Origin of the sequence: Stenotrophomonas sp. YIM B13575 (genome assembly GCF_042787595.1) — a bacterium.
GTDB classification, from domain to species: Bacteria; Pseudomonadota; Gammaproteobacteria; order Xanthomonadales; family Xanthomonadaceae; genus Stenotrophomonas; species Stenotrophomonas lactitubi_B.
Map to the genome: position 1 here is coordinate 1 of NZ_JBHZOP010000213.1, position 2832 is coordinate 2832.

The 2832-nt window shown below is 67.8% G+C and carries 2 protein-coding genes; one reads left to right on the forward strand and one right to left on the reverse strand.

All coding sequences use genetic code 11. The features are described 5' to 3' along the window. Positions 1–149: 149 nt before the first annotated feature. Positions 150–2174 (reverse strand): M3 family metallopeptidase, encoded by a 2025-nt coding sequence (locus tag ACFX4F_RS21230; protein WP_380658344.1) that lies wholly within the window; start codon positions 2172–2174, stop codon positions 150–152. A 176-nt stretch (positions 2175–2350) separates the two neighbouring features. On the opposite strand from ACFX4F_RS21230, the gene ACFX4F_RS21235 reads away from it, so the two are divergent. Next, the gene (locus tag ACFX4F_RS21235; protein WP_180165554.1) at positions 2351–2755 is read left to right on the forward strand and encodes a hypothetical protein; all 405 of its coding nucleotides are present in this window, start codon (positions 2351–2353) and stop codon (positions 2753–2755) included. Positions 2756–2832 lie beyond the last annotated feature (77 nt).

Genomic DNA, 2832 nt, shown 5'->3' on the forward strand with positions numbered 1-2832 from the left:
GCGCCGGGCCATGCCCGGCGGCTTTCCTACGCCGCGCTACGTGCTCGCCGGGCATGGCCCGGCGCTACCGGAGCGCTGCCCTTTTTGCGTTTACGCCATGCCGGAGCATTCCAGTAGATCCACGCCATGCATGGATGACGGTAGCGTACTCACGCCATGCCCGAATGCCGCAGCAGCGCGTCGATCTGCGGCGCGCGGCCGCGGAAGGCCTTGAAGTTTTCGGCGGCCGGACGACTACCACCGCGTGACAGCACTTCGTCGCGGAAACGCGCGCCGGTTGCGGCCAGCGCCTGCGGCGCTTCCTCGAACGCGGCGTACGCATCGGCGCTCAGCACTTCGGCCCACTTGTAGCTGTAGTAACCGGCGGCATAGCCACCGGCGAAGATGTGGCTGAACTGATGCGGGAAGCGATTCCAGCTCGGCGGATGGTTCACCGCCACTTCCGCACGCACGCGCTCAAGCAGTGCCAGCACGCTGTCCTGCGCGGCTTCGAACTGGCTGTGCAGCAGCATGTCGAACAGGCCGAATTCGAGCTGGCGTACGGTCGCCATGCCGCTGTGGAAATTGCGTGCGGCCAGCATGCGCTCGTACAGCGCGCGCGGCAGCGGCTCACCACTGTCCACATGCGCGGTCATGCCCTGCAGGTGCTCCCATTCCCAGCAGAAGTTCTCCATGAACTGGCTCGGCAGCTCCACCGCATCCCACTCCACGCCGTTGATGCCGGCCACGCCCAGTTCGCCGATGCGGGTCAGCAGCTGGTGCAGGCCGTGGCCCATTTCATGGAACAGCGTGGTCACTTCGTTGTGGCTGAAGGTCGCCGGCTTGCCGTCGGCGCCACGGCCGAAGTTGCACACCAGGTACACCAGCGGCGTCTGCACGCTGCCATCGGCACGCTCGCGGCGATTGCGGCAATCGTCCATCCACGCGCCACCGCGCTTGCCTTCGCGCGCGTAGAGGTCCAGGTAGAACTGGCCCACCAGCTTGTCCTGCGCATCCACCAGCCGGAAGAAACGTACGTCCTCATGCCAGACCGGCGCGCTGTCGTCCTGCACGCGCAGGCCATACAGCTGTTCGATCACCGCGAACAGGCCGCCCAGCACCTTGGGTTCGGTGAAGTACTGCTTCACTTCCTGCTCGGAGTAGCTGTAACGTGCCTGCTTCAGGCGGTCGGCGGCGAACGCCAGATCCCAGGCCTGCAGGCTGTCGATACCGAGATGCTCGCGGGCGAACTGCTCCAGCTCGGCACGGTCCTTGGCCGCGAACGGCTTGGCGCGTGCGGCGAGGTCGCGCAGGAAGCCCAGCACTTCGGCGGGGTCCTTGGCCATCTTGGTGGCTACCGAATAGTCGGCGTAGGAATCAAAGCCCAGCAACGCGGCCAACTCGGCACGCAGTGCAAGGATGCGATCGATGTTGCCGCCGTTGTCCAGCGCATCGTCGCCGAACTCGGACGCGCGCTGCGCGCTGGCGCGGTACAGGATCTCGCGCAGGTCGCGATCCTCGCCCCAGGTCTGCACCGGCAGGTAGCACGGCATCTGCAGGGTCAGCTTCCAGCCCGTCTTGCCGTCCTTCTCCGCAGCGGCGCGTGCAGCAGCCTTCACGTCGTCCGGCACGCCAGCCAGGCGCGCCGGGTCTTCGACGATCAGCGACCACGCATCGGTGGCGTCGAGCACGTTCTGCGAGAACTTCGCCGACAGCGCCGAGAGCTCTTCCTTGATCGCCGCGAAACGCTGCTGCGCGTCCGCATCCAGTTCGGCACCGCCCAGACGGAAATCACGCAGGGTGTTTTCCAGTACCTTGCGGCGCGCCTCGTCGAAACCGGCCGCCTCGGTGCTGGCTGCCAAGGTCTGGTACTGGCGGTACAACGCCAGGTTCTGGCCCAGCGCACTGGCGAAGCGGGTCACCCGCGGCAGGTTGCTGTTGTACGCCTCGCGCAGCTCGGGGGTGTTGACCACGCCCTGCAGGTGGCCGACCAAGCCCCAGGTGCGCCACAGGCGTTCGGTGGCATCGTCCAGCGGGGTAACGAAGGTCTGCCAGCTGACCGGCTGCACCTGCTCGGCAGCGCTGACCGCCGCCTCGGCCTGCGCCAGCAGCACGTCCAGCGCCGGCGCCACATGCTCGGGGCGGATCGCCTCGAAGCGCGGCAGGCCGGAAAAATCGAGCAGGGGGTTGGCAATGGTCACGGCAGGTCTCCAGGGTACGGGCCCGGCAGCGCGGGCAGCCAGATCGATATGGCGCTTGCCGGGCTGGCAGACAAGGGGCGGCGGGCCATTGTTCACGTCGGCCTTACGGCCCTCGTCTGAAGCTTGCGGCGCGGGGGAGACCGCAGCGGAACGTGTCGAGGAGGCCCCACATGGAAGGTCTGGCTCCAGCTCCATCCGCAGTACGCTCACCATCGCTGGCGCTGTCGGCCAGCCCCACCGAACTGGCCTGGATCGCCGCGCTGTGCGATGCAGGCGACGATGCGCCGCGCCACCTGCAGCAGCTGCAGGCACTGCAGCACCAGGGCGGCAGGTTCAGCGACGAGCAGGAATGGTATCCGTTCGAGGTGATCGAACGCGGTGCCAGCCAGGTGCGGCTGGGCCACGAGCGCGAGTTCGTCATCTGCGTGCTGCTGTGGCTGCAGGCCCTGGCCCAGGGCCGGGCCAGCAGCCTGGACCCGCGCCTGCACCTTGACGACCGCGCCGTGGAGATCGAGGCCCTGCCCGATGCCCTGCGCGATGCGGTACTGGATGCCTTCATGGCCGCGGGGTATTGAGCGCGATCCAATGCGCCGCTGCGCTCGCCGGGCATGGCCCGGCGCTGCCGACCTGTCCTGGTAGCGCCGGGCCATGC

Coding starts and splice junctions, on each gene's coding strand:
- ACFX4F_RS21235 (WP_180165554.1), top strand. CDS start 2,351: ATGGAAGGTCTGGCTCCAGCTCCATCCGCAGTACGCTCACCATCGCTG.